Source organism: Pseudomonas sp. 39004, assembly GCF_028682155.1.
GTDB classification, from domain to species: Bacteria; Pseudomonadota; Gammaproteobacteria; order Pseudomonadales; family Pseudomonadaceae; genus Aquipseudomonas; species Aquipseudomonas capeferrum.
In genome coordinates this window covers 1-4095 of sequence record NZ_JANIAG010000281.1, presented here as the reverse complement: position 1 = coordinate 4095, position 4095 = coordinate 1, and the positions used below count along the sequence as shown (strand labels likewise).

Below are 4095 nucleotides of genomic sequence, written 5' to 3'. Positions count from 1 at the left end.
ACGGAAATGCTCGCCCAGGGCCCATGCCTCAAGGAGCATCAGCATGTCCCGAGTTTACCGTTGGCCTGCGCGCGCATCGCGGTTCACCCTGCAACCCCTGGCCGCTGGCGTGCTGCTGGCGGCATCCAGTGGCAGCTTCGCCGAAACGCCTGCCACTAGCGCCCCCGCCGTGGAGCAGGAAGCCAAACTTGGCACCGTTACCGTCAACGCCCGCCGGCGTGAGGAAACCGCGCAAAGCGTGCCCACGCCGATCAGCGTGCTGAACAGCGAAACCCTGGAAACCCAGCGCATCTACCGCGTGCAGGACCTGCAGCAGCTGGTGCCGAGCACCAACGTCGCCTATGTGCATGCGCGTCAGTCGAGCATCTCGATTCGTGGCCTGGGCAACAACCCGGCCAGCGATGGCCTGGAAGGCAGCGTTGGCATCTACCTGGACAACGTCTACCTCGGCCGCCCCGGCATGGCGGTATTCGACCTGCTGGATGTCGAGCAGCTTGAAGTGCTGCGCGGCCCGCAAGGCACGCTGTTCGGCAAGAACACCACCGCCGGCGTGCTCAACATCACCACGCGCAAGCCGACCTTCCACCGCGAGGGCAGCATTCAGCAGTCCATCGGCGAGGACGGTTACCTGCAAACCCAAGGCAGCTTCTCGGGGCCGATCAGCGACACCCTGGCCGGGCGCATCAGCGCCTACCGCAGCGAAGACGATGGCTATGTGAAAAACATCCACAACGGCGACGACCTCAACGGCGGCAAGCGCCAGGGCTTTCGCACCCAACTGCTGTTCAAGCCCAGCGAAACCTTCAACCTGCGCTGGATCGGCGAGTACAACGAAGAAGACTCCAACAACGGCATCCTCAGCCTGTACAGCACTGGCCCCACCCTCAATGGCGTCAACCGCTACGAGAGCCTGGCCGCCCAGGCCGGGGCGACGCTGGTGTCGGGCAAGGACCGCAAGGTTAATTTCGACGCCGACCAGCAGGTAACGGTGTTCCAGGGTGGCACCTCGGTAGAGGCCAACTGGACCCTGCCCAATGATTTCACCCTGACGTCGATTACCGCCTACCGCTGGTGGGACTTCACCCCGCGCAACGACGATGGCCTGGACGTGCCGGTGTTCTACAGCGCCGGGGTGTCGGTACGCGACAAGCAGTACTCGCAGGAAATCCGCCTGGCTTCGCCCACCGGTGGCGCCTTCGACTACGTGCTGGGCGCGTACTACTTCAAGCAGGACCTGGACAACACATCGTTCACTTACTACGGCCCCCAGGCCGATACCTGGAACCTCACCCCGGCTGGCGCCCTGAACAACGTCAACACCTTGGGTGACGGGCACATCGACACCGACAGCTATGCGCTGTTCGCCCAGGGCACCTGGCACGTCACCGACCGCCTCGACTTCACTGCCGGCATCCGCGGCACCTACGAAGAGAAGAGTGCCTGGGTGACCCGCGATGCACCAACCGGCGGCGCGACGGTCACCGGCGCGGTAGCAGCGGCGCGTCAGGGCCGGGTGGGCGCCTATGACTCGGGCGACCTCAACCAGTACAGCTTCAGCCCCTCTGGCCTGCTTGGCGTGAGTTACCGCTTCAACGACCAGGTACTGGGCTACGCCACCCTGACCCACGGTGAGAAGTCCGGTGGTATCAACCTGACCGTCGGCGCCGCGCCTCGCCTGGGCACTGACTCGCTGCTGGTGGGGACCGAGCGCGTCAACAATGCCGAAGTCGGGGTCAAGAGCACGCTGTTCGACGATCGCCTGCAGCTCAACGCCAACCTGTTCTGGGCCGAAGTGCATGGTTATCAGGCCAACGTGTATGACCAGGTCAACCGCGTGCAATACCTGGCCAACGCCGGGCGCGTGCGTTCGCGGGGCCTGGAGTTCGAGGCCACGGCGCTGCCGGTGCGCGGCCTCACGGTCAACTTCAACGGCTCATGGAACGATGTGCGCTACACCGAGTACGACGATGCGCCATGCCCGCCAGAGGTCAGCCTGGCCAATGCCACCGCTACCTGCGACCTGTCGGGCCACCAGGTGGTCGGCGCCTCCAAGTACATCGCCAACCTCAACGCCCAGTACAAGTGGCAGCTGGCCGAGCGCATCGAGCCCTATGTCACCGCCAGCTATGCCTTCCGCTCCAGGGCGGTGGGCACCATCGACGACTCCGATTTCGGCCAGATCCCCAGTTACGCATTGGTCAACCTGTCCACCGGCGTGCGCCTGGACCAGGGCGACGGCGTGCTCGACCTGTCGCTGTGGGTGAAAAACGCCGGCGACAAGACCTACTTCACCAGCCTGTGGAACTCCGCCAACGGTGGCTATGCCGGGGTACTCGGCACGCCTCGCACCTTCGGCGCCACCGCCCGTTACGACTTCTGAGCACAAGGAGCTTTGCCATGAATGCCAAAACCGAAACCCCCGCACTGCCTGAAGGCGCCTGCCTCACCGCCAAGGTCCCTGCACCCGATGCGGCACTGTTGGGCGATGTGCTGGTCAACCCGTACCGCCTGGCCCCGCTGACGGCCATCATCCGCGACGGCGGGCGCGCACTGAGCGCGGCCCATGTGCGGGTACTGGGCCGCGGCGAGCGGGGCGTGGATATCGCCTACGAGGTGTCCGACCGCTCGCTCTGGACCTATGGCGGCATTCCGGTGTTCGGCCTTTACCCCGACTACGTCAACCAGGTGGAAGTGACCTACAAGCTCGACGGCGAGCGCATCCGCGAGCGTTATCAGGTCTACGCGCCGGCGGTGCGTCTGCCGGTGGTGGCCAGGCAGACTGCGGCGTTGCCTGAGGTCGAGCCGGTCAAGGTCGCGCCAGGCTTCGAGCAGCGCCTGTACCTGTTCAACCACCTGCAGGGTGATATCCCCGGTGGCCGGGCCTTCAAGTGGAATGGCCTGGGGGGTGCCGCCGAGTGGGACCAGGTGGGCAACAACTGGATCGCCGACACTAATGGCGACGTGCGCTGGTACCTGGACATCGAGCAGATCCACGATTCCAACCGCCGTGACGGCCTGGGTGGCACCATGGGCTTCCAGCAGACCCGCGATGGCAAGTTGATCTGGGGCCAGGGCCAGACCTACTCCAAGTACGACCTGCTCGGCCGACGTATCTGGCAACGCAGCTTGCCGGACAAGTTTGCCGACTTCTCCCACGAAATCCGCGAGACCGCCAACGGCAGCTACCTGCTGCGGGTGGGCACCAGCGACTACCGCCGCCCGGACGGCAAGCGCGTGCGCTCGATCCGCGACCACATCATCGAGGTCAACGAGGCGGGGGATGTACTCGACTTCTGGGACCTGAACCAGATCCTCGACCCGTACCGTGGCGACCTGCTGGAAACCCTTGGCAAGGCTGCGATCCAGCTGCCCGAAGGGGTGCAGAAGCAGGACGACCGGCTGGCCAACGAGCTGGCCGAAGGCGATCTGCCGTTCGGTGACACCCCTGGGGTGGGTACCGGGCGCAACTGGGCGCACGTCAATGCCATCGATTACGACGCAGATGACGACAGCATCATCGTTTCAGCACGCCATCAAGGGGTGGTGAAGATTGGCCGTGACAAGGCGGTGAAGTGGATCCTCGCTTCGCCCCAAGGCTGGCCGCAGCGGCTGCGGGACAAGGTGCTGACCCCGGTTGAAAGCGAGGGCTTTGACTGGTCCTGGACCCAGCACACGGCCTGGCTGACCGGCAAAGGCACCTTGACCGTGTTCGACAACGGCTGGGGGCGTGACTTTGCCCCGACCAAACTGACCGGCAACTACAGCCGCGCGGTGGAATACAAGGTCGACGAGGCCAAGGGCACGGTCGAGCAGGTGTGGGAGTACGGCAAGCAGCGCGGTGACGAGTGGTACAGCCCGGTGACGTCGGTGGTGGCGTACCGGCCCGAGACCGATACCCAGTTCATTTATTCGGCATCGGTGAATTTCCTCACGCCAGAGAAACTGACCACTACGGTGCTGAACGAGGTACGGCGTGGGACGCAGGAGGTGCTGGTGGAATTGAAGGTGCACAGCCGCCAGCCGGGGAGCGTGGGGTATCGGGCGCTGGTGATCGACTTGGCCACGGCGTTTTGAGGTTTGATCGTAGATCGGAAG

Annotated in this window: 2 protein-coding genes; both read left to right on the top strand. The window is 64.6% G+C overall.

The genetic code is table 11. The annotated features are described in order from the left end of the window. Positions 1–43 precede the first annotated feature (43 nt). Complete coding sequence (locus NP534_RS25950; RefSeq protein WP_274100622.1) at positions 44–2380, top strand: TonB-dependent receptor; 2337 nt, start codon at positions 44–46, stop codon at positions 2378–2380. A 17-nt stretch (positions 2381–2397) separates the two neighbouring features. After that, positions 2398–4074 (top strand): aryl-sulfate sulfotransferase, encoded by a 1677-nt coding sequence (locus tag NP534_RS25945; RefSeq protein WP_274100621.1) that lies wholly within the window; start codon positions 2398–2400, stop codon positions 4072–4074. Positions 4075–4095: the final 21 nt, after the last annotated feature.

Bases quoted from the DNA above. Each gene is read 5' to 3' on its own strand.
- NP534_RS25950 (WP_274100622.1), top strand. From the start codon at position 44: ATGTCCCGAGTTTACCGTTGGCCTGCGCGCGCATCGCGGTTCACCCTG.
- NP534_RS25945 (WP_274100621.1), top strand. From the start codon at position 2,398: ATGAATGCCAAAACCGAAACCCCCGCACTGCCTGAAGGCGCCTGCCTC.